Annotated in this window: 20 protein-coding genes and 2 tRNA genes; 9 read left to right on the plus strand and 13 right to left on the minus strand. The window is 47.3% G+C overall.

Annotated features, from left to right (window positions below):
• Positions 1–14: 14 nt before the first annotated feature.
• Together OXN25_13620 and OXN25_13625 are read right to left on the minus strand one after the other, a co-directional pair.
• Positions 15–1226, minus strand: a complete 1212-nt coding sequence (locus tag OXN25_13620) for a restriction endonuclease subunit S (protein MDE0425896.1) — start codon at positions 1224–1226, stop codon at positions 15–17.
• A 163-nt stretch (positions 1227–1389) separates the two neighbouring features.
• Positions 1390–3861 carry a class I SAM-dependent DNA methyltransferase gene (locus OXN25_13625; protein ID MDE0425897.1) on the minus strand — a complete coding sequence of 824 codons (2472 nt, stop codon included), beginning with the start codon at positions 3859–3861 and terminating at the stop codon, positions 1390–1392.
• A gap of 252 nt (positions 3862–4113) precedes the next feature.
• On the opposite strand from OXN25_13625, the gene OXN25_13630 reads away from it, so the two are divergent.
• The gene (locus OXN25_13630; GenBank protein ID MDE0425898.1) at positions 4114–4386 is read left to right on the plus strand and encodes a hypothetical protein; all 273 of its coding nucleotides are present in this window, start codon (positions 4114–4116) and stop codon (positions 4384–4386) included.
• 31 nt (positions 4387–4417) lie between these two features.
• Positions 4418–5827, plus strand: a complete 1410-nt coding sequence (locus tag OXN25_13635; protein MDE0425899.1) for a hypothetical protein — start codon at positions 4418–4420, stop codon at positions 5825–5827.
• A 31-nt stretch (positions 5828–5858) separates the two neighbouring features.
• Here the strand turns inward: OXN25_13635 and OXN25_13640 are convergent, their stop codons facing one another.
• Together OXN25_13640 and OXN25_13645 are read right to left on the minus strand one after the other, a co-directional pair.
• Complete coding sequence (locus OXN25_13640) at positions 5859–6203, minus strand: STAS domain-containing protein (protein MDE0425900.1); 345 nt, start codon at positions 6201–6203, stop codon at positions 5859–5861.
• A 32-nt stretch (positions 6204–6235) separates the two neighbouring features.
• Positions 6236–7198 carry a metallophosphoesterase family protein gene (locus OXN25_13645; protein MDE0425901.1) on the minus strand — a complete coding sequence of 321 codons (963 nt, stop codon included), beginning with the start codon at positions 7196–7198 and terminating at the stop codon, positions 6236–6238.
• 115 nt (positions 7199–7313) lie between these two features.
• On the opposite strand from OXN25_13645, the gene OXN25_13650 reads away from it, so the two are divergent.
• Entirely contained in the window at positions 7314–8147 is an 834-nt protein-coding gene (locus OXN25_13650; protein ID MDE0425902.1) for a dihydroorotate dehydrogenase electron transfer subunit, read from the plus strand.
• 61 nt (positions 8148–8208) lie between these two features.
• A complete protein-coding gene (bioB, locus tag OXN25_13655) occupies positions 8209–9288 on the plus strand; it encodes a biotin synthase BioB (GenBank protein MDE0425903.1) in 1080 nt (359 codons plus the stop codon).
• 45 nt (positions 9289–9333) lie between these two features.
• On the opposite strand, the gene serS is transcribed toward bioB, so the two are convergent.
• From serS to OXN25_13675, 4 genes are all read right to left on the minus strand, one after another.
• A complete protein-coding gene (serS, locus tag OXN25_13660; GenBank protein ID MDE0425904.1) occupies positions 9334–10623 on the minus strand; it encodes a serine--tRNA ligase in 1290 nt (429 codons plus the stop codon).
• Positions 10624–10773: 150 nt separating this feature from the next.
• Positions 10774–10848 (minus strand) — tRNA-Asp (locus tag OXN25_13665).
• A 68-nt stretch (positions 10849–10916) separates the two neighbouring features.
• A tRNA-Val gene (locus tag OXN25_13670) sits at positions 10917–10990 on the minus strand.
• Between the two features lie 170 nt (positions 10991–11160).
• Entirely contained in the window at positions 11161–11865 is a 705-nt protein-coding gene (locus tag OXN25_13675) for a phytanoyl-CoA dioxygenase family protein (protein MDE0425905.1), read from the minus strand.
• A gap of 275 nt (positions 11866–12140) precedes the next feature.
• Between OXN25_13675 and OXN25_13680 the strand changes: the two genes are divergently transcribed.
• The 5 genes from OXN25_13680 (at position 12141) to OXN25_13700 (ending at position 20617) form a co-directional block, all read left to right on the plus strand.
• Positions 12141–13580 (plus strand): N-acetylmuramoyl-L-alanine amidase, encoded by a 1440-nt coding sequence (locus tag OXN25_13680; GenBank protein ID MDE0425906.1) that lies wholly within the window; start codon positions 12141–12143, stop codon positions 13578–13580.
• Positions 13577–15646: a family 10 glycosylhydrolase gene (locus OXN25_13685; GenBank protein ID MDE0425907.1), complete on the plus strand. Its 2070-nt coding sequence runs from the start codon at positions 13577–13579 to the stop codon at positions 15644–15646. Before OXN25_13680 ends, OXN25_13685 begins: the two co-directional genes overlap by 4 nt.
• A gap of 215 nt (positions 15647–15861) precedes the next feature.
• Positions 15862–17319, plus strand: coding sequence for a sulfatase-like hydrolase/transferase (locus tag OXN25_13690; GenBank protein ID MDE0425908.1), 1458 nt, complete (start codon positions 15862–15864; stop codon positions 17317–17319).
• Between the two features lie 19 nt (positions 17320–17338).
• Positions 17339–19363, plus strand: a complete 2025-nt coding sequence (locus OXN25_13695; GenBank protein ID MDE0425909.1) for a hypothetical protein — start codon at positions 17339–17341, stop codon at positions 19361–19363.
• 48 nt (positions 19364–19411) lie between these two features.
• Positions 19412–20617, plus strand: a complete 1206-nt coding sequence (locus tag OXN25_13700; protein ID MDE0425910.1) for an L-rhamnonate dehydratase — start codon at positions 19412–19414, stop codon at positions 20615–20617.
• A 198-nt stretch (positions 20618–20815) separates the two neighbouring features.
• On the opposite strand, the gene OXN25_13705 is transcribed toward OXN25_13700, so the two are convergent.
• From OXN25_13705 to OXN25_13725, 5 genes are read right to left on the minus strand one after another with little or no spacing between them, the layout of a single operon-like run.
• Complete coding sequence (locus OXN25_13705) at positions 20816–21709, minus strand: TIM barrel protein (GenBank protein MDE0425911.1); 894 nt, start codon at positions 21707–21709, stop codon at positions 20816–20818.
• A gap of 4 nt (positions 21710–21713) precedes the next feature.
• Positions 21714–22430 (minus strand): tetratricopeptide repeat protein, encoded by a 717-nt coding sequence (locus OXN25_13710; GenBank protein ID MDE0425912.1) that lies wholly within the window; start codon positions 22428–22430, stop codon positions 21714–21716.
• A complete protein-coding gene (locus OXN25_13715) occupies positions 22405–22893 on the minus strand; it encodes a PIN domain-containing protein (protein ID MDE0425913.1) in 489 nt (162 codons plus the stop codon). The genes OXN25_13710 and OXN25_13715 overlap by 26 nt, the downstream gene beginning before the upstream one ends.
• Before the next feature lie 23 nt (positions 22894–22916).
• A complete protein-coding gene (locus OXN25_13720) occupies positions 22917–23744 on the minus strand; it encodes a BsaWI family type II restriction enzyme (protein ID MDE0425914.1) in 828 nt (275 codons plus the stop codon).
• 22 nt (positions 23745–23766) lie between these two features.
• Positions 23767–25539 carry a DUF262 domain-containing protein gene (locus tag OXN25_13725; GenBank protein MDE0425915.1) on the minus strand — a complete coding sequence of 591 codons (1773 nt, stop codon included), beginning with the start codon at positions 25537–25539 and terminating at the stop codon, positions 23767–23769.
• Positions 25540–25554 lie beyond the last annotated feature (15 nt).

Below are 25554 nucleotides of genomic sequence, written 5' to 3' on the forward strand. Positions count from 1 at the left end.
GTTGCTTACGCCAGTTATTTGGGTTTGACCAACCGCACCCGCCCTGTGAGGAGTTGCTGCATCATGCCTTGTTTGATGGCGATGGTTTTGTCTCTGCGTTGCTCCAGTGCAGTGATCTCGGCATCCATATCCGAAAGGACGGCGGTGATGGCGCGTTGTTCATCTGATTTTGGAGTTTTGAATGTGAGTTCCTTTAAGAACTTGAAATGTCTATTATAACCAGTATTAGGAATATCTTTTGTTAAAAGTTGATAATAGAAAAACTTCGTCATATCATCTCTTTTCACTGCAAGCAGTTGCGTTCCATCAGCTCCAATTAAAAAGTCCACATCAACAAACTTAAATATCCTGGTGTGGTCTCCGAATACAATCACTCCATCTGCTGGACATTTAAACAGTTTTTCTGTTTGATCTGAATATCCGACAATAGCGTTTTGGCCTTGATCAATAACTGGGTGGGACCCATTAACGCTGTATTCAGAGGCTTGGATTTTATGGAAATTCCCGTTTAATCGTCTAAATAGTTCTTCAAACCGCTTTGTTTCCCATGCCCCGCTGAAGCCGGGCAAGCGCGTTTTGCCGGTGAGCAGTTGCTGCATGGTGGCTTGCTTGATGGCGCGCTTCTTGGCGATGAGTGCGTCCAATGCGTTGATTAACCCATCTACATCTGATAAGACGGCGGCGATGGCGCGTTGTTCCGAAACTTGAGGAGGACAGGGAATCTCAATTAATTTAACATCTCGGCTATTGATAGCAGGATAATTTGAGCCTGAAAGTATTTTGTCAATCTGGTCATTCACACCCTCGCTAAATAGTTGGGAAAATAGAAAATAAGGAACGGATGAGTCGTGTTTGGCGCGGAGGACAGCAAAACCCGTTGAGCAAACTGCATTCGGCACTTGACCGTGAAAAAATAGATGTGCCATAAGGTTTGGTCTAACAGTTGACATAAGAACGTCGCCATTCCGAAGTATACGTTGCGCCCTTGAAGGTGCAGTCCGAAAAACCTCTTCAGAATAACCGAGTAATTTTCCAGAATCAACTTGCTCAAGTGTGATGTAGTTGAATTCGTAGTTGGGATTCGTATTACTTGAGAAATTCTGGGGATTTACATCCGAAATCTCGCCCAACCGCTTTGTTTCCCATTTACCGCTAAATCGTTGTGAGTTCTGGGGTTCGTCAGAGGTATCAGATGGATTTTTTACGTGTGTTTTTGTGGTGTGCATGTTTTCTATCCTAATTGATAGCCTGTGTCTTATCCGTGCACAAAGTGGATGAAAAGTTTCTACTTGTAGCGCAAACTTTAGTTTGCGAGCTATAGATGCACAAACTAAAGTTTGTGCTACAACAAGCGCACGGAAATTTGTGGAGTCCGCGATAACCCGCGATTCAGACAGATGTCGTTTGTGAAATTCCCAATCGTTTTAAGTGCTTCTCAACTTTCAGGCTATACCCCTGCACCTCATGCGTTAGAGATGGCAAGGGTTGTGCGTAGCGTTCCTCTAATTCCTTGACGCGTTCGGTGAGGTTCTGCGTCAACCGCTGCACTTCGCTTGTAATGTCGGCTTGAATTGTGGCAAACCATTTATCGTCAATCACGAGTTGCTTGATTTCCGTTTCGGTGAGCGTTGCGTAGCGCGCTAACACCCATTCATCCAATGCAAGGCGTGTCTTTTTTACTGCCTTGTCCGCTTTGGATTTTGCATCAAATAACGAGAGACAGTGCTTAAGGGCATTGCTTTCGTCCATGAGGTTTCGCTCTGGCCCGCGGAGCAGCAGCAACTGCGGTTTGAGGGAATTCAAGCGTTCCTTGACACTGCTAGCGGTGATATTGCCACTGTCGTTGACAGCATCGGTGAGCAATCCGTCCTCACCGGTGTGTTCCTCAATGTATTCCGCTAACGCACTCGCAGCAGCCTCTTGCTTTGCCGTCAAGATCTCAACAGCTTCCTGTAGACCGACGAAATAGCGTGCTGCAATCAATGCCGGTGGAATCAGATCCATCTTATATTTCTTTTTCTTAAGAGTAAGGTCGGGAGTTTCCTTGAGGTCTTTGTCTTGGATGAGGTCGCGCGGTTGCGATGCTTCCACCCACCCCTCTATGGTGATGAGATATACATCGTCCTGCATCACCTCATCCCAATAGTCCATCAGTTTCTGGTAGACATCGTAAGGGTCAAGGAGCGGTAAATTGTCGAATTGCATCAGCAGGTCTTCCGAGAGTGCATCAATAACATCTCTTGGCTTGGTATTCGCATCCATACCACCCAACAGCGGTTCATGTGTGCTGCGCCACCTCTCAAAGACAGCGGTTACCCGCTGCTGGTAGTCTGTGAACTCGTTATGTGAGAGGACGGTCGTTTTTACGTGTTGCGTTTCCACCTGTGGGTCGCTGTAACCGGGTCTGCCGTTTGCTCTGAACAACTCTTGGCGTAATGTAGGGAACACTTCCCAATAGTCGTCAAGCGCGTCAATATCGGTGTTTGGGATCCCACCGTTCAGGTGCGCGTTGAGATCGTGGAGGTCTTCGGGTTCGCTGTTGTCAATATAGCGTGGGATATTGAGGTTATAGGCGTTAGCGGGGTTAACAATTTCAGATTTCAGCACCATACGGGAATATCCGTCGATTTCAGTCTGTTTGTTGAAGACAGACACAATTTTGTGAATGTCTTGTGCGCGAAGTCGGTTTTTGTTGCCATCTTTGAGGAAACCTTTGCTGGCATCTATCATAAAGATACCAGTCCGATGTGCGGCACCTTCCTTGTCAATAACGATAATACAGGCGGGGATGCCGGTGCCGTAGAAAAGATTGGCAGGCAGACCAATAATGCCCTTGATGTACCCACGTTCGATGAGGTTTCTGCGGATGTCTGCCTCTTTGTTGCCGCGAAATAGCACGCCGTGTGGTAGGATGATTGCCCCTTTACCTGTGCTTTTGAGGGATGCGATGAAGTGTAGGAGGAACGCATAATCGCCATTTTTGGCAGGCGGGATGCCGTATTCAAAACGTGCATATTCGTCTTGTTTAGGAGTGAACCCGGTCATCCACTCTTTGTCAGAAAAAGGTGGATTCGCTACAGCAAAGTCGAAGCGTTTGAGACGGGTAGCTGAATCTGTAAAATCAGGTGCAGAGAGTGTATTCCCGTGACTTATCTCTGCTCTGGCATTACCGTGAAGTATCATATTCATCCGTGCGAGTCCGTAGGTGGCATTGTCCTTCTCCTGTCCATAGATACTAATTCCGCGCAGTGCTTCATCGGCTGCCTTCAGCAGTAGCGAACCGGAACCGCAGGTCGGGTCGTATATCGTATTTATCCTTTGGGTATCAGGACCAATGCCGATAACCTTCGCCATAATACGAGAAACTTCAGCAGGTGTGTAGAACTGCCCCTTGCTTTTGCCAGACTCTGTCGCGAAATGCCGCATCAGATATTCATAAGCATCGCCTAAAAGGTCATCCCCTTCAGCGCGGTTTGCACTGAGGTCAAGGTCGTTGAAGATTTCCACGAGTCCAGAGAGGCGATCCACCATCTCTTTGCCTTTGCCAAGTTTATTGTCGTCATTGAAATCAGCCTGATTAAAGTCGCTTATTTGGTGGTTTGCCTCAGCGAATTTAGCGATAATCTTGTTGATCTTATCACCAATCTCCTTGTCGCCTTTTAATTTCACCATATCAGCGAAACTTCCACCTTCTGGGACTTTTATGACCTCGCGGGGATTCCTTTCTGCCCTATCAGAGACGTATTTCATGAACAGCAGCGTCAAGATGTAATCTTTGTATTGGGAGGCATCCATACCGCCGCGCAGTTTGTTGCAACTTTGCCATAGTTTTGCGTAGAGTTGGGATTTTTTGATTGCCATACCTGAATCCTTTGCTTGTGATGTTAGGGGAATTATAGCATAAACCACGGGAACAAATCAATGGGTTAGGGACCTTTAGTTTTAAGGGAATTATTGAGTTTCGCGTCTTTTTTCAAGGATCCGGTGCGGTTAGGAAACCGCCCCTACCGGGTCTGGGAACCAAAAACGCCTAAAAAAGCGGAAAGCTAAATAGCCCTATCAAGTAGGCACGTATCGTTTGCCCCATACTAACCGATATGATATACTATAAACATGAATCACAAAGCGTCACACACAAGCGAAGATGTCGAAAAGCCATCAACGTTTCGGTTCATTGTCGGCACCCTCGTTCTGGGTTCAGCCCTCATTATCCTCACCTGTTACTGGATTATCTCTGCAGAAAATCGCGTCGTTTGGGAACTCACCGACTTTTCTATCTTTCCGACAGTTCTCTTTACATTCTTCCTCTTAGCACTCATCAACCCACTCCTGAAAAAGATTTTCAAAGGTTTCGCACCGACATCACGCGAAACAGGGTTACTTTGAGGGCGACGATACGTTTTGGCAGGAACATTACTTGCAAGCGTGGATGTGGCCGATTGTGGCGTGGAGCGGCTTGGTGATCGTTCTTCTCTTTATGATGCTCTGCGTCAATATTATCATCAGAAGGCAGTGGGTCGATCACGAAAAGTTGAGTTATCCACTGACAACACTGCCAGTCGAGCTGCTCGGCAATACATCTGCGCTCTTTCGCAACAAGCTGATTTGGCTCGGTTTCGGGATCGCGTTTGGGTTGGAGATTCTGGCAGGACTGAACTACCTCTTTCCCGCGATCCCCGCGCTGAAAATCAAGTATCAACTCTATTTTTCTGAACGTCCGTGGAATGCAGTGGGACGTTTGCCCATTTACGTTTATCCATTTGCGATAGGGTTTGGATACTTGATGCCACTGGAGTTGGCATTATCGTTTTGGTTTTTCTATCTATTTTGGGGCGCGCAGCGCGTCTTTTTCAGTGCAACAGGCTGGACAACCGCTATCGGTTTACAAGGTGTGCAGCGCGGCGGGGCATGGATCGGCATCGGTGCTCTCGCCCTTGTCACAAGCCGACGACAAATTTTTGAAGTCCTCAGCGGTGTGTTTTCCTTTAGATCCAAAGACGGTTTATATCAACTCGCCGTCTTTGGGCTATTGATCGGTATGGGGTCGGTGTTGGCGTTCTGGTATTTCGCGGGGTTGTCGCCGTGGATCGCGCTCGGTTACTTCAGCATCTATTTGGTGTTGTGTCTGGGGATGACACGGATGCGTGCTGAACTGGGACCACCGACACATGAACTCCACAATATGCATCCGGACAGGATTATGTTGCTGTTCATAGGGAGTCGACCCTTGGGTGCCCAAAATCTAACGAACACCACGTTGCTGTCGTGGTTAGCATACGGCTACCGATGCCATCCAATGCCACATCAACTGGAAGCGTTCAAGATTAGTAGGCATTTCCGTTTGCATGAGAATAGATTGGTCATCGCTCTAATTGTGGCATCAATTGTGGGGACAATCGTTTCGATCGTTGGGCATGTGGCACTCTATTATGAGTACCGGTTTGCCCGGTGGGGAATTGGTGAATTTAACCGCTTACAAAGTTGGATTATTGCACCGCGAGCACCGAATATACCGGCTATCCAACATATCGTCTTTGGTTTTCTCTTCACCAGTGTCCTGACGTTTCTGAAACGCCAGTTTCTGTGGTGGCCGTTTTATCCTGTCGGCTACGCCGTTGGGAACGGATGGGCTATCGGTTGGATGTGGTTCTCAATCTTTTTAGGGTGGCTTTTTAAACAGATACTTTTCACTGGCGGTGGGGTGCGCGCCTATCGCAAGGCGTTACCACTCTTCTTGGGCTTTGTATTCGGTCAGTTCCTTGCCGGAAGCCTTTGGAGTTTATTAGGTATAGTGCTAAATATGAATATGTACACCCTCTTCCCTTGAACTGAGACGAAACCCGAAAGGAAAAAACAGATTAGAAATTTTCCAAAGCCGCCGCTTCGGATTCAAAAACACCGATACTCTGTGTAAGCCCAATGGTATTAAAAATATTGCGAACTTGTCTAGACGGGTGTGCGACGCGTAAAGTCTGACCTTTGTCTCGCATTTTCCAGAGCAATCTGATAATCTCACCGAACCCACTACTTGTAATGAAGCTGCGCCGTTCAAAATTGAGCAAGACCTTTTCGGCATTCTGAACCTCAACATCGGCGTAAGCCTTACTTAATATAGGTTCAGAAGCATCGGTGAGATACCCGGTAATGTCAAGTATTGCGATTTTTCCTTCGTGTCGGATAGAGATTTGGGAATTTGCTCTCACACTTTCCTCCTAAAAAATGAAAACTAAATTCGTTATACACCGTACAACCCACTCTCACCAGCCACAGTTCGCTGGCGCGGCGTATGCTCGGGTTGCTCATGGACCGTCGTACCATCGTCAAGGTGAAGCCATGTCTCAAATTGCCGCGAACCTTCTTGTAATAGAATCACACGCGCCCCGCGTGGAAATCCATCTCTACCATAAGTATTGTAACCCGTGGCGCGCCCGTAACAGAGCCGGATCCCATGCAAATCACCCCAAAAGTCGTTGATATGTTCATGCCCGACGAAGGTCCCCATTACATCGCCAGCCTCATGCATCGCAGCAAAAAACCCACTATTCACCCGAGGGGCGCAAACATCCTCATACTTCACACCATAGCAGGTATGAAAATCCCATACCTCGTTATATTCAGGGATCGGGATGTGGAAAAAGGCGAGTGCGGGAAGTGGATAGTCGGCTTCAGCGGTAATCTTCGCGGATTCTTGCAGATACCAAGCAATTTGCTCCCGTTTGATCCAGTCGTAGCCGCCAATATCTGTTTGGGCGTAACTGCCCGAATCAATAAAATATAAGATGGCAGTTGTTACACTCCCCTCAGAACTGTGGATGGGTAAAATGTAATTCCCGACCCCAGGCACTTCTGCAGGTCCGGGTTGAGCAAGGGATAGCGTGCTTTCCTGCATAACCGCCATGAGTTTATGGCGATCGGCGTTGCCTTCGTCATCGTGGTTGCCCAAAACCGCTGCCCATGGAATGCCTCCCGATTCAACAATCTTGATAACCTGTCGGAGGGAGTCAGCAGCATCATCGCAGCCACCACCAGCCAAAATATCGCCTGTTAGCACAACTAAATCCGGGGATTCGGCTTTCATTATCTGTTTCATCAACGCTGCCGACTGCTTATCCGGTGCTTCACCGTTGTGCCAATGAATATCGGTAAACTGGACGATTTTGAAACGGTAGTCGTTGCGAAACTTCAATATATTTTCCACTATTTGCGATTCTCCTTGGCGCGTAATTGTAACATAATTCGCAAAAATTGCAAGCAAATTCTTTTACCCCCGAATAACTTTGCTATATCCCGCTTTTCGTGGTAACATATATGCTATGCGAAATGACCGTTTGTCAAACAATTATGACATCCATACAACTATTCTGTCAAATGAGGAAGTAGCAGAAGCGCATTACCTATTGCGTTGTGAGTGTGTTGAGATTGCACAGTATGCACGTCCAGGACAATTCATCCACGTTATGATTCCACAAGGTCCTGGGCTTTTACTCCGTCGTCCGTTTACCATCTATACGGTAGAAGGGGGCGAAATAACAATGCTTTATCAAATTATTGGGGATGGGACAAAGCATCTGTCAGAAATGCCGAAAGGCGCGCGATTGCAAGTATTAGGACCGCTCGGCAATACGTTCAACTTCACACCAAAACCAGAACCCGCAATTCTTGTTGGCGGTGGTGCCGGTATTGCCTCACTCATGTTACTCGCCGTGGCATTACGTAAGAACGGTATAGAGACGATCGGATTAGTAGGCGCACAGTATCACGCCCGACTCTTGAGTATATCGGATTTAGAATCCATTGGCATCACAGTACACATTGCGACAGACGACGGAAGCGTAGGTCATCACGGTTATGTCACTGACCTTCTCACAGACCTACTGAAGCAGCGCGGGAGTCAGGGTTGCAAACCCTTCCTACATCCGACGATTTACGCATGTGGACCGCACGGCATGTTAGCTGCTGTTACAAAGATAGCAGTGGGCTTTGAAGTTCCCGCCCAAATCGCTATGGAAAATCGGATGGGATGTGCACTGGGTGTCTGTCTCGGCTGCGTTTGTCCAGTCCGCACAGGCACTAATAGCTTCGAGTATCAACGTGTTTGCACCGAAGGTCCAGTCTTTAACGCTATTGACATTGTATGGGATGTTTAGGGACAGACTGACGAAAAATATACAAGCCCTAAAATTCTGATAGAACAGAGAAAATCGAAAGATGAAAACAACATTTTACGAAAAATTAACATCCACAAGTCTTCAAGATGAACGCATCTCTGATACCTGCTGCGAAAAGATTTTAACCGCTTCAGAGGTGGAATTACTACCGCTTTTGGATGCTGCGTATCAGGTGCGCAAAACCTATTTCCAAAATACAGTCCAATTACATATCCTGAACAATGCCCAGAACGGCTATTGCCCAGAGGATTGCCACTACTGCGCACAGGCGAATTCCGCGACAGCAGATATTGAGGCGTATCCTCTAAAACCCGATGCTGAGATTTTAGCAGAAGCCGAACGTGCTTACGAATCAGGGGCATACCGCTACTGTATCGTAATGAGCGGACGTGGACCTTCACGTAAACGGGTCGCACACCTCGCTGAATTGATTAGCACTGTGAAAGCGCGTTACCCGATTGAAGTCTGTCTCTCTGCTGGACTGATTGATGTAGAGGCAGCTCGGACGCTGAAAACTGCAGGATTGGATAGATTGAACCACAATCTGAATACTTCTGAAGCCCACTATCCAAGGATATGTAGTACACACAGTTATCAGGATAGAATGGAAACATTACAAGCCGCACAGACGGTTGGACTGGCTTGCTGCTCTGGTGTTATCGTTGGGATGGGTGAACAGACAGATGACTTAATCCAAGTCGCAAAAGCACTGCGAGAACTTGAGGTGGCTTCGCTACCGGTCAATTTCTTCCTTCCAATCGCTGGAACGCAATTAATAGAAACACCGACACTGAATCCTGACTATTGTCTACGCGTACTATGTCTGTACCGATTCTTGAATCCGCGCGCCGAAATACGGGTGGCAGCAGGTAGGGAACACCATCTACGGAGTATGGAAGTGATGGCACTCTATCCGGCAAATTCGATGTTTATAGAGGGTTATCTGAACGCAACAGGGACAGGGGCATCACGCACGCTCCAGATGATCAAAGACGCAGGATTTGTGGTGGAAACAAACGTCGGAGACACAGAACAACTTAAACAGGACGAGAGAGAAAAAAAAGATGTCTTACTCAAGGAATTGAAAGTCCTCCGACCGCGGATGGAACCGACAAATTGATATAGAGCGAGTCGGTTTCTGGAGAGTCGTTGCGTTTCAATGGCATCACCCAATCTGTGTCATGCCGCCCATATAGGGTTGTAGGACAGCAGGTACACGAACCGTGCCATCGGGGTTCTGATACGTCTCAAGGAGTGCGATAACGACGCGAGGTAATGCCGTGCCAGACGCATTGAGTGTGTGAATAAATTCCGGTTTCGCGCCGGGTTCTGGACGGAATCGGATATTCGCACGCCGCGCTTGAAATGCCTCAAAGTTACTACACGAGGATACTTCCAAAAACCTTTGTCTCGCCGGTGCCCAGACCTCAATATCGTAGCATTTCGCAGCGGCGAAGCCGAGCTCCACTGTACAATGTTGCACAACGCGATAAGGTAAACCGAGTGCCTGCAAAACACTCTCAGCATTTTCTAATAACGACTCGTGCTCAATGTAGGAAGTCTCAGGCGTTGTGAACTTCACCATCTCTACCTTGTCGAATTGATGGACGCGTTGCAAGCCGCGTGTATCCTTACCGTAAGCACCCGCCTCGCGTCGGAAACAGGGGGTATAAGCGGTATAATAGATAGGCAACTCATCTGCAGAAAGTATCTCACCAGCGAAGAGGTTTGTCACAGGCACTTCAGCCGTCGGAATCAGGAATAGATCGCTGTCAGGATTCTCCTCATCCCTGTCACACCGATACATATCTGCCTCAAATTTCGGAAGTTGACCCGTGCCAGTCATTGTCGGTCGGTTGGCGAGGAACGGCGGAGATACTTCCGTATAGCCGTGTTCGGTGGTGTGCAGGTCAAGCATGAATTGAATCAGGGCGCGTTCCAACCGAGCCCCTAAACCCTTAAAGAGGACAAAGTTGCTTCCCGCCACCTTCGCACCGCGTTGAAAATCGACAATATCCAACTGTTCAGCGATTTCCCAGTGCGGTTTGAGTTCAAAATCGGAACTGGGCAATTCACCCCACGTTTTGATTTCGATGTTATCCTCTTCACCGACACCGACAGGTGTACTTGCCTCCGGCATATTCGGAATCGTCAATAGGATTGCATCTACTTCGGCTTTTGTATCGTTAGCCTCGGCGGTGAGTTCTTTGATTTTTTGGGAGAGTTCCCGCATCTCCGTGATTGTTTCTGTCGCATCCAGTTTTTGCTTTTTTAGCTGGGCAATCTGTTGGGATACCTTGTTTTGGTGTGCTTTGAGGGATTGTGTATACGTCAAGTTCTCACGCCAACGCGTATCTAATTCTACCAACCGATCCAAATCAGCCTCAATGTGGCGGTCCGCTAACATCTGGCGGACAGCTTCAATATTTTCGCGAATAAGTTTAAGATCGAGCACAACGGTTCCGCTCCTCTATAGTGAAGTTCTATTTGCAAGCCTGCATTTAAAGTGAGATTTTTAGATAGAGATTCTGTGGTAAACTGTCCTATAACGAAAAAGCCACAGCATTGTAGGACACAACGTGTGGCTAATTCGGCATAATCAAAGCGGGCCCGACGGGACTTGAACCCGCGACCTCCTGCGTGACAGGCAGGCGCGCTAGACCAACTGCGCCACGAGCCCATAATATTTTTACTTCTTTTTTAACCTCGCAATCGAGAAACTTTTCACTTCACGACAGTCACAGCAAGTAGGCGGGACAGGACTTGAACCTGTGGCCTACAGCTTGTAAGGCTGTCGCTCTAGCCACCTGAGCTACCCGCCCAAATTTTTCAATCTCGTCATCTTTCAATCTCGTCATCAAGAGGCTTTTCATCTCAAGGACGTTATTAAGTATACCACATCGTTTGACGTTTGTCAAGAAAAAATGGGATTTTTTTGAAAAAAAATGAAAACAGCTGATTTCTTCAAGTCTCACCTGCAAGTTCGCCTTAATTATTCTCGGGGTTTATCGTTTCCGCGATATGGTCGCGTGCCGCGAACAAGCACCCTTCTGGGGTTGTCTTCCCATACGAGTTCATCGGCACTATGGTAACCGAGCGTCATACTCATCCGCGTGCCATCAGTGTGATTAACACCCGCAGAATGAACTATCATACTATCAATAGCGAGCAAACCGCCCGCTGGCATTGGCAACGGAATGGCTTGTGATGCGGCAATCTCCTGAACTGTGTCATCCTTAAGCGTTGCGAACGCAGGTAGATGGTGAGACCCTGGTACAACACGCGTACAACCATTCTCCAAATTCGTGTCTTCCAAATAGACGAGAACCGTGGCGATTGTGCGAGACCAGTGGCGGACATCACGATGCAACGCAAGCGAATGACTTGAACCTGCGTCCCTGAGATAAATGTGATTGTGGCGGTTCAATACATATTCTATATCCGAACCCAATAGCGATTCCAATGGATTGAGGATCTCATCACAGGTGATTGTCTCACGAAAGATACCACCGCGTTCCCAAATTGCGGAAATTCGGATGATTCTACCGTCTTGCCTCGCTACAGGTTCTACAACATCCGTCATGTCCTTTAACGCCGCTGCTTTTAGTGCCTCTACCCGATCCATAGGCAGCTGCGTTGGGAATTTGATGAAGCCGTTGTGACGAAACAGCTGAATTTCTTGAGGCGTGAGTTTCATGAGTTTCCTTCCCTTGTACTCGGAACAAACATAGAAAATCAATTTAGCACGAATTGCAATGGAGGTCAACAGAGAATCACAGCATTAGGTTCTACAAAGCAGAGATGAATCGGATCGCGATGGTACAATTTAGTAACGAAAACTGAAAAAATTCCGTTTTATTTTAAGGCACATAAAATAGCGAAAAAAATATAATGAGAGAGGAAAAAAACGTGAAAATATATAGTTTGTGTCTGCCAATAGTCTTTCTGGCAGTATTGGCAGGATGTACAAGTATGTCAGGTTATAAAGAGGTTTCATTGCACCATCACGCGTATGCAAGCGGTGAAAAAGAGGCTACCACTGCAGAGTGGCGCGCCTTGGTTCCTGAGTTTCAAAAAGTTATTGATACAGATCCCCAAGGACCCTTCGCCGATGATTCACAATATGCGATTGCTTCCAGTTGGATGTGGAGCATTAAGAACGGCGACCCCGAAGCACCCCAACACGCAATCAAGGCACTTCAAGAACTGGTTCATACCTACCCCAATTCGCCGTACGTACCATACACTCACTATTGGTTAGGACGTTGCTACGACCATATTAACCAAGATCATCAAGCTATCACACAATACCAGATGATAGAAAACCGCTACGCTGACTCTGGGTTGTTGGATCACGCACAATTAGAATTGGCGCGCTTATACGCGAGGCAAGGTTCCCTCACACGCGCCGAGACGTTCTATAGCAATCTCATCAGCACTTCAACAAATAAGGAAATTGTTACCGCCGTTTCCGTGGAATTACAGGCATTCAAACCGAAACGAAAACAAGTAGTATCGTCTCCTGAAAATATTGTACAAACACAGACAGACACACCGAAACAGACTTTTGCAGAGCAGCCAAACAAACCGAAACAGACACCTACACAATCGAAACCGAAACCAAAACTTTCAGCGTCAACATCGGCTAAAAAAGGGTTAGACCCGGAATCACTGACGCGTGAGTTTGGATTGATGGCAAAAACGATTGTTATTGATCCCGGTCACGGTGGCAAAGACCCGGGAGCATTAGGGGATGGCGTGATCCAAGAAAAAGGGGTTGTTCTCAGTATTTCAAAAAAACTCAAAGAGATCTTAACTGCAAAAGGTTATACTGTATTAATGACACGAGAGACCAGCCGTCTTATTCCACTCAAGGAACGCACCCAATTCGCAACGCGACATAAGGCGGACCTCTTTCTGAGCATCCATGCCAACGCCAGCGGAAGCCCGCAAGCGAACGGTATCGAAACCTATTATCTGGATGTCCGCAGTACAGACAAAGCTTCAGAACAGATTGCAGCGCGGGAAAATATAAATTCCGGCTATAGCATCCAAGAACTCGAATCCCTACTAAAGGGAATCATCCAAGAAAGCAAGAGTGAGGACAGCAGACGTTTGGCAGAACATGTACAACGAAAATTGGTACAAACGACCGGGGCAGCAGATCGAGGCGTTAAGCATGCCCGCTTTGTAGTTCTGATTGGAACAAGGGTGCCTGCTGTCCTAATTGAGACAGGTTTTCTTTCAAATTCAACAGAACGCCAGAAACTCGCAACATCGGCGTATCAATCCAAAATAGCCACTGCGGTTGCCGAAGGCGTTGACGAATTTTTGGGCAAGACCGGGGAATCCCCTTTTGTCCAGAGGCAAAGCCCAAAATTTTCGGCTAAAAGTATTGCGAGAAAGAGATGACCTTTTTGACTCGATTTGCCAGCAAAAATTTATCATACACAGCAGACAACATTTCGCACACCCATCTTCCAGTAAACGCCAGAGGTCAAGGGATTATCCGGCAGATCCTCCTCGTATGCGCGACGCTTTGGATCGTCAATGGACACAATTTTGTGTCCGCACAGCAGGCGAAGATTGCAATCGTTTTGCCATCCGTTACATCCCAAACATCAGAAGGCGATGTTCAATACGCCCGTTCTGTTAGCAAGCGATTCAACCGAATACTCAACAGTATCGGGTTCACCGCGGACACGCTCGAAGAAGCGTCGCTTTCTAAAGCGGCACTGCAATTTCGGCGGTTAATTATTCTCCCCTTAAATTCCACAGTAACCCCTCAAACAACAAGACTCTTGCAAGATTTTGTTGCAAAGGGAGGTAAACTTTTTGTAACCTATAACCTCCCAAATACAGTGGCACCTCTGCTGGGTTTACAGCAAACGGATTGGTTAAAAGACGATCCACCCGGACGATTCTCCACTATTCAGCTGCGGGCGCCTGAAGTACCCGATATACCCACCGCTGTCAGACAAGCCTCATGGAACATTACAGTGGCGGAGCCCACAACATCTCAGACAAAAATCATCGGTTATTGGCACGATGCAACGGGGAAATCGACCGGTTTACCTGCGCTTTTTATGAACGAGGCAGGCGTTTTTTTCAGTCACATTTTTCTCCCTGATGACATTCAAACGAAGACCCGATTACTTGCGGCACTCTTAGGACACCTCGTGCCAGAATTTTGGCAAGTGCTTGCTGAACAGGCAATAGCGGCGATGCCTGCTATCGGACACACAAAGACTTTTGAGAAACTGGAGCAGTTTGTGCAACGAGGCGGTGTGCAGGAAGCGATACAGGCTTTAAAAACAGGAAGTGATCTGATGCAGCAGACGCGCGCTGCATACCAAGCCAAGAACTACAAAGCAGCGATAACCACAGCCCGCGCAAGCCGTGAAATACTTTCAAAAGCCTATTTCTTATCACACACCAGCATCGAAACAGAGGGACGCGCCGTATGGAATCACTCCGGACTCGGTGCGTATCCGGGAGATTGGCACCGGTCTGCCAAAGAATTAGCGGCGGCGGGGATTAACATGATTCTTCCGAATATGGCGTGGGCGGGTGTAGCACATTATCCGAGTCAGGTCTTACCTCAAAGCAAAACCTTTTCGCAATACGGGGATCAACTCGCACAATGTGTGACAGCGGCACGTGAATACGGCTTGGGGGTCCATGTATGGAAAATCACATGGAACTTGGAAGGCGCGCCGAAAGAATTTGTTGAAAAACTGCGGGAGGCAGGACGGACACAAGTCTCTGCAACTGGCAAACCCCTTAACTGGCTTTGCCCATCGCATCCAGAAAATGTTCAATTGGAGTTGGAGAGTGTCCTGGAAATTATAACAAATTACGATGTAGACGGTATCCATTTGGATTATATCCGTTATCCGGGAAGCCATGCCTGCTACTGCGACGCATGCCGTGAAAGATTTGTGCGTGCAACACGACAGGAAATTGAGAAATGGCCCGCGGAAGTCCTACCAAGGACAGGGGAACACGGCGATCGTTACATTGCGTGGCGGACGCAACAGATAACACGTCTGGTGCGTTTATTGCACAAACGGGCACGTGAAGTGGATCCTGAGATCAAAATTTCCGCAGCAGTTTTCGGAAGTTATCCAGCATGCGTTACCTCCATAGGACAGGATTGGATTGCATGGGCAAAGGCTGGCTATATCGACTTTGTGTGCCCGATGAACTATACAGAAAATACGGACTATTTTACGGAATTGTTAAACAACCAACTTGCTTTACTGCCCAAAGGGTTCGCTATCTATCCGGGTATAGGTGCGACGGCTTCTAACTCTCTTCTGAAACCAGATGCTGTTGTTGAGCAGATCTATCTGTCCCGTTCCTTAGGGGGTTCAGGGTGGGTGATTTTTGACTACTCTCTTGATATTTCTGAGGCTGTGTTACCGGCATTGGCGATGGGTATCACGAAACGCAAGGCAAAACCGTCTGAAAAATAAAGGCAGCTACTTTTGTAAGTCCTAACCCAATTAAATCATGATAGCGTCTATTTTTTATCCTCCTAATCCACCTCAGATTCTACTTGCATATCCTTCATAAATCGTGTAAACTAAATTGAATACACGCTTTCCATAATCATACTTTCTAAGCACACACGTAGGTCAGGTGAAACAACAAAGGCACATTTATAAAGTTACAGGAGATTTACTGATTGATGGCGCAAAAACCGAATATTCTATTTTTAATGAGTGATGAACACAGTCCACACGCGATAGGATGTGAAGGGAATACAATTGTCCAAACCCCGAATCTGGACCAACTTGCAGCATCCGGCACCTATTTTGAGAGTGCTTATTGCCAAGTCCCCCTTTGTACACCCTCTCGGATGTGCATGCTGACTGGCAAACACGCCCACCGCTGTTCGGCATGGAATAACGGGTCAATTCTTTTCCCCGAACACCTCACGATGCCAGCACATTTCGCAGAACACGGCTACGCGACCGCACTTGTTGGTAAGATGCACTTCGGCGGAAAAGAACAACTCAACGGCTTCCAATCCCGACCTTATGGCGACCTGCGCGGCCATGCTGGACATCAGACAGACCCCCTGATATCATCTGGTACACGACAACGGACGCGATTGGCAGGTATCACGGAGATTCCCACCAGCCTCCTGCAAGAACGGGTTATTAACACAGAGACGCTTGAATATTTAAGATCGCAACCGTCGGAACAGCCGTGGTTCTTGCTCGCGAGTTATAGCCGTCCCCATTTCCCATTGACAGCCCCGAAACGCCTTTTCGATAAGTATTTTCCCGACAATGTAGATATGCCCAATATCCCGCCGGGACATTTAGAGCAGACACACCGCTATGCAAAAGGCTTACGAGATAACTTCAACACAGAGGACATTCCACTGGAAGAAGCCCGGAAAGCGCGAGCGGCTTACTACGCCTGTTGTGAGTTCTTAGATGAAACCGTCGGGGATTTACTCGCGCTCTTAGAACGTGACGGCTTCTTGGATAATACAATTATCGTCTACACAACCGACCACGGCGAGATGGCAGGAGAACACGGACAGTGGTGGAAATCAAGCTACTATGAAGCGGCGGCACGCGTGCCGTTAATTGTGTCAGATAGAAGTTCAACACAATCGCACGAAGCGAGAGTGACAGCACCTGTCGAATTAAACGACCTTTTCCCGACCCTGTGTGCAAGGGCTGGGATCCCAATCCCTGAGGGCTTAGACGGCGACGATCTGACGAACCTTATGTCCGGGAACAGTGAAGGTTGGCGCGACACTGCTATTACCGAGTACTGGTCAAATCAGACGACGGGTCCGATGCGCATGCTCCGAACGCCCCGCTATAAGTATGTTGCCTTCCCTGAAGATGAATCCATTCTTTTCGATTTAGAGTCAGATCCGGACGAATTCGAGAACCTCGCCGGTCAGGCAGCACATAGGGAGTTAGCGGCATCCCTGCACGAGCAGCTCATGGCAGACTTCTCATGGGAAGCCGTCGCTGCGCAGAAAGCAGCGGATCAGGTGCGAAGCCGAGAATTTAAGGAACCGTGGGGTAGAGGGACACCGAATCAATACACACTCCCTGATGGTCGCGTCGTGGATGCCGAAATCTGTCTCTACAGTCCTTCAGTAAGAGAAGAAGGCTGACGCACGTAGGAGCAAGGCTTTGGAGCAACAATCATCGGAGCGGAGGGTAGATGGTGGGCGAGGAAACCTCGCCCCTACGAGCTTTGACAACACGTCACGCCAAAAAATTCGATTTCCTGCTATCCTCGTAGGTCTGTTGTTAGTAGCGGCGATGTGTGCAGTCACGCCTTACAACAATTATTACCTACAAAACTCCAAGATTGCGGGGAATCACCTCCCTGTCGGTTCAATCTTCGGGATCCTCCTTCTGGTATTTCTCGTCAATGTGCCGTTGCGCAAACTGATGCGGCGCGGACGTTTTGCTTTTTCCGCGCTTGAACTGACCGTCATCTGGATCATGCTGATTGCTGCAGTGGGCATCCCGTCAATGGGATTGTTGCAGTTTCTGCTGCCATCACTGGTTGCGGTCCGGTACTTCGCCACAACGGAAAATGACTGGTCAGAAACGCTCCATCCGCATATCCCAGAATGGCTTGTTGTTACGGAACCGCAGGCTGTAACGGACTTTTATGAGGGCATCGGTCCCGCAGAAAGTGTTCCGTGGATGGTCTGGCTGGAACCGCTCCTCATCTGGGGGCTTTTCGTTCTTATTTTTTATTTCACAACGCTCTGCCTTTCAACGATTCTCCGAAAGCAGTGGGTAGAACGTGAAAGATTCTCGTTCCCCTTAATTCAGATTCCGATACAACTCGCCGCGGAACCTGAGCGTGGCAGTCTTCTTAATTCTTTTTTCAAAAGCAGACTGCTTTGGGCAGGGATGGCACTTCCTGTCGTGTTGCACCTCATCAACGGATTACACGCCCACTTTCCGAAAGTGCCAGAGATTCCCCTCATCTACAATATTTACACAGTTTTTACGGAGAAACCGTGGCATACGCTCGGATGGTGGCCCGCGATGCGGTTTGTCATCTATTTTTCGGTTATCGGGATTGCCTCTTTACTAACGCTTGAGGTGTCGTTCAGCCTCTGGTTTTTCTATCTCTTCTTCAAACTCCAATATATCATCATGAATGCGATCGGTCTGAGCATCGGTCCATGGATTAGTTGCAGCCGTCAAGTAATGGGTGGGTATCTCGTCTTTGTGCCTGCGGTTTTTTGGATGGGACGTGAACATATTGGGACAATTTTCAGAAAGACGTTTGGCATGGAACGGGCAGGACCGGGCGGACGACATATAGACGACTCAAACGAACCGGTTTCATACCGCGTCGCGCTGCTCGGATTTTTCTTGGGATTTATCACGCTCGTTATATTTTTAGTTGTCGCTGGCATAACAACATGGGTCGCCTTGGTTACACTGCTTTCTATCTTTATCACATCTGTTGTGCTAACGTGGATGGTCGTCAACGGTGGGTTACTGCTTGTGCAGGCACCGTTTTTTCCCTCAGAGTACATTGATATTACCTTAGGTTCTAATGCATTAGGACATAAGAGTTTGGCGATATTGAGTTTCCAACGGACGTTCTTAAGAGATTGGGGCGAATTCATGATGCCGAACTTCCTCCACAGTTTTAAGGCGGCGGACGAGGTGCGATTGGCTCGGCGGCGGCTCATCCCTATCTTAGGCATCGCAATTGTTGTCGCAGCCCTCGTCTCTGTTTACGCATCGCTAACGTTGATTTACGATAAAGGCGCGCTATTCCTACAGAGCTGGACTTTTGTGGTAGCACCTCGCAACTATTTTCAACGGATGAGCAGCCTTATCCAATTCCCGATTGAAACGAAGTGGGACGAGGTATACAGCATGATTGCAGGCGCGGGATTTACAGGCTTCATGCTCTGGATGCGGCAGAACTTCGTCTGGTGGTCGTTGCACCCGATCGGCTATCTACTGGGAGCAACATACCCACCGTTTCATCTCTGGTCGTCAATTCTGGTTGGCTGGTTCATCAAATACATGGCACTCAAGTTTGGCGGTGCCTCAACCTATCGGAAGATTCGTCCTGTCGCTTTCGGTTTAATCTTTGGGGAATACGTGATGGTAGGTCTATGGATGATCGTTGGGTTTTTCACGGGGATCGGCTATTTTGCGTTGCCGTCGTGATCTGTTATTGGGTTATGGGTTGTGGGTTATGGGTTAAGGAGGAACATTATGCAATCTAAGGAATACCATCTGGCATCTGAGTGGAAAACGCGTGCGAAAACTCGACACACTGTTGCTGGAATTCGCACGTGGCACGTCAATTTGAACCCTCGCGCGATGCCGAGTTTGGGGTTTGCGAAAGGCGGTGAGTGGCAGAAACCAGCTGCTCAAACAGGGCACGTTGACTGGCGGGGTCCATTCGCAGCGCAAGCCGGAGCGTTAATTGTCGAGATAACGACGGATAAAGGCTTAAAGGGATACGGACTCGGCGGCGGTGGACTCGCGGGTGCACTGATTATTGAGAGACATCTCCAGCATTTTGTTCACGGACGCGATCCTCTTGATGTCGAAGAGATTTGGGACCGTCTCTATCACATCACCTCAATTTACGGAAGGCGTGGCGTGGTTATTTATGCCTTAAGCGGCGTAGAACTTGCACTCGTTGACCTATGCGGGAAGATTGTAGGCGCGCCTGTCTATAGCCTCATCACAGATTCTCCGCGCCTTAAGATTCCTGCTTATGCGACAGGCGGGGATGTCAGCTATTACGCCGAAAACGGGTTCCCTGCTTGTAAGCTGCCGCTCCGAAATGGTCTTGCGGAAGGTAAAGACGGGTTCGCGGAAAACGTGGAGATGATACACACCGCACGGGATGCCATCGGCGCGGATGTAGAATTGATGACGGACATCTATCTCCGTTGGGATGTGGATTATACGCTCCGTTTTGCTGAAGCGGCTTCTGACGTGGACATCAAATGGATCGAGGAAGCGATACCGCTGGATGACTACGCAGGTATGGCGCAATTAGTTCGCGATATCCAGCCGACATGGATCGTCTCTGGGGAGCATGAATTTACGCGATACGGGTTCCGTGAACTGTTGCGTTGGAAGGCGGCGGATATGATTCAGCCAGACATCAGTTGGGCGGGCGGTTTTATGGAATGTCTGTGTATCGCTCGAGAAGCCGCTGCGCAGGAGATTCCGACGTGGCTCCACCAAGCCGGGACACCTTGGGGGTTACATCTCACTGCGTGCCTTCCGATGCCGTGTATGGCGGAGACTTTCGGTCCTTCTCGCGACGGTGTTGAAAATGAGTTGTATCGTCTTTTGCGACCTGCTCCCGAAGATGGACTTTTCAGCCTAAACGATGCACCGGGTTTCGGTGTGGATTTGGACGAAGCGTTGTTGGAGGCGTATACAGTCGATAGGTTGTAGGATAGTTGTTGGTTATAAGTTATAAGTTATAAGTTGCGTGAATCGCGGATTACACGGATTTTGGACTCATTTTGTCGTCAGAATAAGGATTGGCAGGATTAGGAATGCGACGCGCAAACTCACAGAAATCAATCCCGGATTTCGTCTGGTGATAGGCTCAATTCATTCTTTTGGAAAAGTATTCAATTAAAAATGATACTATATTACTGACTTCAGATACTGTAGATTCCGCTCGGCACTCTCATAAGGGCTGCCCATGCCGGGTAAAACATCTTGCTCGACGACGATCCAACCGTCGTAGTTCCGCTTCCGTAACTCCCCAATAAACGCTGGAAAATCGACCTCACCTTTGCCCAACTCGCAAAAAACGCCTTTACCTACCGATTCAAAGTAGTCCCACCCTTCCTCGCGAGAACGGTTAGCAATATCGGGATGGCAATCCTTGAAATGAACGTGCCAGATCCGATCGGTGTACCGCGTAAATGCCTCAAGCGGCTCACCACCGCCGAATCGGTAATGTCCCGTATCGAAGCACAATCCGAGCAGGTTTGGGTCGGTGTGTTCCATGAGTGTGTCAATCTCTTCTGGTGTTTCTATGTATCCTGCACAGTGCGGATGCAGAACGGTTCGGAGTCCGGTTTCATCTTTCACCGTCTGAGCGATACGATGCACACCGTCCACAAAAGTATCCCACTGTTCTGACGTTAAACCGTGTTCGGGACGGATGCGCCCTGCATAGCGGATGCGCTCCGCTACAACCCCGTTTTCATCTGAAAGCACGATGAAGGGTGTTTCACCGGCGGCAGCTGCCATCAACCGAGCATGGTCGAGTGCTTTCGCTTCACCGGCTGTGTGTGTTTCTGGATCAGCGAGTGCGATGCCGACGAATCCACCTAACATTTTCAACTCGCGTTTTTCAAGTTCAGCACGAAGTTGCGCGCCATCTGTCGGCATGAATCCCCAATCGCCTAATTCGGTGCCGGTGTAGCCGATGGTGCTCATCTCGTCTAACACTTGGACGTAATCGGGTGCTTTGCCGTCTAATTCAAACTCAAGTACGCCCCAGGAGCATGGGGCATTTGCGATGTTCATCAAGTTATTGGTCCTTCTCTGCGTAAACTTTACCGCGACTGTAGTAGGCTTCGGCATAATCAGGTTTGAGTTCTATTGCCTTGGTATAATCCACGATAGCGTTGTCAAAATCAACTTTATCCCGATAAGCGTTGCCGCGATTGTAATAGGCTTCCGCGTAATCCGGTCTTATCTTTATCGCCTCACTATAGTCATTAATGGCTTTATCATACTCACCAATGTACCTATAGGCGTTTCCACGTCTGATGTAAGTTTCCACCATCCTTGGATTTAGTATTAAGCCTATCGTGTAAAGTTTAATCCTTTCCTCAGCATCCTTCTCATTTTTAATTAGGTCCCGAGGATGACCGCCGTTAAGTTCCTGACAGTGCCAAGTAAACCTGATGAACCCATCAATGCCAAGTTTCTCAACAAGGATTTGATTTCCAATTTCAAAAACCTCAAGATCCGCCATTTTTTTGATTTCGCTTTGAGGTGCAGCGAATCTTTCAGCACGTGCGCGTTCTTCTGCTTCTCTTGCCGCGCGACTCTCTTGGATCCGCTTGACGATAGTGTCAATATCTTCATCATCTAACCACTTATGTCGGTCAACGGAATAATCACCTGTGCCGGGTTGACACTGCCGAATGAAGCGTGGCACTTCAGAGGCACCGAGTTTATCGGTGAGGATCTTAAATCCCATCTCATAAAGTTCACTATCTGTCATCTCTAAGACGTTCACTTCTTGGTACCTCCTGGAACCACACATAAGGATTTTCGACCCGAACGCGAAGGAACGAGTTATTACGTTTCGCTCCTCTGAGTAGTCTATCATCTGTTGTAAGAAAAATATCTACAGAACCACTCTCAGCACAAGCAAGATGCAAAGCATCCAACTCCTTAAACCCTAATACTTCAAGTTGTTTACCCCTTGATATTTCGCTGATTCCAAGCGGAATAGTCTGGTGCACTTGGGTTAGCCGATTTTTGCTTTGCATACGTTGGTTTAAATCTCGGATTTGCTCTATTTCATCTACCAAAACATCGCTGGAGACCCAGTACCAATGTCCGATACGAAATTGCGTAAGAATCCAGCTAATCACTTCGGTTTCTTGGCGAATTCGAGTTTGTGTCTGGTCATCGAAAAGCCGACTCAGACAACATGTATCAAGATAAATTTTCCAGAACTGCAAATCGGTCTGCACACGTATAACCAGATTCCTGTCTTCTACGACTCACTCTCTTTGATGACCTGTTTAAGATCATCAATGAAATGTTCAAAGAGTTTGACTTTGCCGTTTTCTGCAAATGGCTTGGCTGTTAGAACGTATGTACTATCGATCTCCGTTTCAATAATGGCTCGATGGTGGATATGTGGTAAATCCATACTTTTTAAGGTCTTGTCTATATCGGTTGTGATGAGATAGTATTTGATGGCAGCACTATTTTCATTTGTCTGAAGTTTGAGTTTCCAATAAGCTATATCAAAAATTTGTCTTTCTACATTAACCTTGCAGACGATTAGAGCGATGATGCGCGAGTTTCGGGGAGAATAAACAACGAGATCAATATGCGGAAGATAAGCATCAGATTCCCTATAGTCAATTGCCAAATTCCGTTTTACACCTTCCAATTCTTCGGATAAGGTAGAGCTATTCCGCAAATCATAGCATAAAACCGCTTTCAACCCCAAGTTCTCAATTGGTTCGGTGATCGTATCTCGGATCCGTTCTTGAAAAGTGGTGCCCTCAGAAGCACTCCAAGTTTCCCCAAGTTCTCCGGTCAAAGAAGCCTCAAGACTTTCAATAGCAACAGCACTTTCAAGATCACCCCATAAAGCGGATTCTCCATAGTACTCTTCAAGTTGGTATATGACATGCTTCGTATAGTCAACGAGGTCAAAGTCAATAATATTTCTTTCTATGAGTACGTCTACCAACGTGTTATCATAACCCATCTCGTAAAGCGCATCCGTAAGGATGTTTTTCACGCCACTAAGCGGTCTATCATACCTCGCTGTTGGGGCTGCGTTGATAGGTTCAGTTGTATTATTCACCGTATAAATTCCTCAATTTACGTTATAAGGATTGATAGTAGTCCCGTATCTTAGCCACTATAAGTTTTCTACGCTCCTCCAGAAACTCATCGTAATTTTCAAAAATTGCCGTGTCTGTCCCGCTGAAGGGAATACAATGCGCATTGAAATTAGCACTCAAATCTTCGAGGTTGTCTATACCACCATAGCGAGATTCACCCTCTCCACATGCTGTTTGCAGCTCTGAAAAATACGTTGCGGGGGCAGTATCACCAATTGAACGATTAATTTCCTCTTGGGTCACTACAAGATTAGCAAGTTGATTGTATTTACTGTCAGCAACATCTATCCTCTGAAGGTGATTCTTCGGAAATATATGGTGAATGTCTCTCTGGCCCGCAAAAAGGTCTCGGACTGTAATATCGCGAGATAGAAAACCTTTGTCATTTACTTTAATTTGGCTTGCGAGGAATAAATTAAAATAAACATTTTTAAAGCCTGATAGGTTCAGGTTCTGCCTAAACTCCTCATTCCAAAAAGCGTCTGAAAGTCCAGCTCGTTCCAGTCCTGCAAGATACACCTCTGCTCCACCTTCAGCGTTCATACCTCGAACATCCTCACCCAAAGTGGCTTGTGGTTCACCACTATATCTACCTGTAAGGACTGACATCACAAACCACCTACGGACTAATCTTTCAATTCGCCCAGAATCCATATTCTTGGTACGTAACGTCAAAAATAGGATGTACGCAGAATTGACAGCGTTTCTCGACGTAAGCATTGAGGCATCTGTAAATCCTGCTGATCGCAATATCGCTATAAAACGTTTGAAATTAGTCTCATTTATGTATGCCCGTATACTGTTCTTAAGTCGCTGAAATGTATTTTCTGCCGAGCCGTCCGAGAGCGAGTCTACTAAATTGTTTAAGTCCGCACGTTTGAACTCATACGTGAAAACCACCCGAAGCATATCCGTGTAAGCGGGTACATAGATATTATCACTCCAATCTTTTAGCCATTCCAGTGCGTGAAAATAATCACTACTAGCAAAAATAGAATTAGCATCAACTAATTGCTCATAAGCAGTTGGAACAGTCGCTAGATGACAAAAATAATCAATGGATTGGCGCAGGAGGTGTCCGCTATATTGTTCACTTGCAGCCATTTTCGACATAATAAAATCCGCAGCATTTAATTTCACACCTGTCCCATTAATGCGTCGAAAAATTTCTGCAACAGTTCCTAAATTCAGGTCCACATTGAGATCAATAACACCGAGAGAATTATTCCGAATCTCATAAAGCCTTCCTATACGTTCTCCCATTTCATATCGATCAACCTCATCGTTTCTCTCACAGTACTCATCAACCAATCGAAGCAAACCCGAATTAGAGTTAAAAACAGTAGATATGTCAGAAATCCATTCTGGGTCGTTACGGATAGCATTAGTCGTCACCGCGAACGCTTCCTTATCAGGATGAAAGGCTATTTGAATTCGCTGGGTTCTATATTTTTTTGTTAGGATCTCTTTCCCTAACAAAGCTGCCCGAAGTGCCATCATCCGTTGCTGACCATCAATCAAAACACGTTCACGGATTGATGATTCACCCCCTCGGAGGGAAATATCTGATTTGGGCCACGTAATCAGATATCCGACAGGATAACCATGGTAAAGGGAATCAATAAAATTACGGACTTTGTTTGCAGACCAGACGAAAGGTCTCTGGATTTCGGGGATAACTATATCCTCAGTCTTAATCCAATTCAATAATGTATCAACAGTATATTGGTGTAACGAGTAACAAGAGTTTGACATTCACTTTCCTTTACG

Source organism: Candidatus Poribacteria bacterium (genome assembly GCA_028820845.1).
Classification (GTDB): Bacteria; Poribacteria; WGA-4E; order WGA-4E; family WGA-3G; genus WGA-3G.

Bases quoted from the DNA above. Each gene is read 5' to 3' on its own strand.
- OXN25_13620 (MDE0425896.1), bottom strand. From the start codon at position 1,226: ATGCACACCACAAAAACACACGTAAAAAATCCATCTGATACCTCTGAC.
- OXN25_13625 (MDE0425897.1), bottom strand. From the start codon at position 3,861: ATGGCAATCAAAAAATCCCAACTCTACGCAAAACTATGGCAAAGTTGC.
- OXN25_13630 (MDE0425898.1), top strand. From the start codon at position 4,114: ATGAATCACAAAGCGTCACACACAAGCGAAGATGTCGAAAAGCCATCA.
- OXN25_13650 (MDE0425902.1), top strand. From the start codon at position 7,314: ATGCGAAATGACCGTTTGTCAAACAATTATGACATCCATACAACTATT.
- bioB (MDE0425903.1), top strand. From the start codon at position 8,209: ATGAAAACAACATTTTACGAAAAATTAACATCCACAAGTCTTCAAGAT.
- OXN25_13675 (MDE0425905.1), bottom strand. From the start codon at position 11,865: ATGAAACTCACGCCTCAAGAAATTCAGCTGTTTCGTCACAACGGCTTC.
- OXN25_13680 (MDE0425906.1), top strand. From the start codon at position 12,141: ATGTCAGGTTATAAAGAGGTTTCATTGCACCATCACGCGTATGCAAGC.
- OXN25_13685 (MDE0425907.1), top strand. From the start codon at position 13,577: ATGACCTTTTTGACTCGATTTGCCAGCAAAAATTTATCATACACAGCA.
- OXN25_13690 (MDE0425908.1), top strand. From the start codon at position 15,862: ATGGCGCAAAAACCGAATATTCTATTTTTAATGAGTGATGAACACAGT.
- OXN25_13700 (MDE0425910.1), top strand. From the start codon at position 19,412: ATGCAATCTAAGGAATACCATCTGGCATCTGAGTGGAAAACGCGTGCG.
- OXN25_13705 (MDE0425911.1), bottom strand. From the start codon at position 21,709: ATGAACATCGCAAATGCCCCATGCTCCTGGGGCGTACTTGAGTTTGAA.
- OXN25_13725 (MDE0425915.1), bottom strand. From the start codon at position 25,539: ATGTCAAACTCTTGTTACTCGTTACACCAATATACTGTTGATACATTA.